This window comes from Winogradskyella poriferorum, assembly GCF_050618035.1.
In the GTDB taxonomy this organism is placed as follows: Bacteria; Bacteroidota; Bacteroidia; order Flavobacteriales; family Flavobacteriaceae; genus Winogradskyella; species Winogradskyella poriferorum_A.
This window is the reverse complement of the sequence record NZ_JBODPY010000038.1, coordinates 1-271: the sequence shown is the minus strand read 5'-3', so window position 1 is coordinate 271 and position 271 is coordinate 1. Positions and strand designations below refer to the sequence as shown.

At 48.3% G+C, this 271-nt stretch carries 1 protein-coding gene; it reads right to left on the bottom strand.

Annotation, left to right across the window (positions count from 1 at the left end; genetic code table 11):
- A partial coding sequence (locus ACRHOC_RS14830; RefSeq protein ID WP_431159407.1) for a hypothetical protein occupies nucleotides 1-271 on the bottom strand: 271 nt, incomplete at both ends.

Genomic DNA, 271 nt, shown 5'->3' with positions numbered 1-271 from the left:
AAATCACAACGGACCCAGTGGCGCCCGAAGCATCGATAATATCGTTGCCATAATTGACGAATTCACGCGCTTTAGCAGTCCTTTCACCGGTAGTTCCGGTGTAACTTGAGCCATCTTGAACTGAATCACCTAATAAAATTAGAGGAGCATCAGCACCACCGCCACCAGTGACCGTCAAGGTGTCAGAGCCGCCACCACCGTGTACAACGGTGATAACCCCTGTCGCTGTACTTTGAACCGTAAAGTTATCGTCTTTATTACCTAAGAAGGT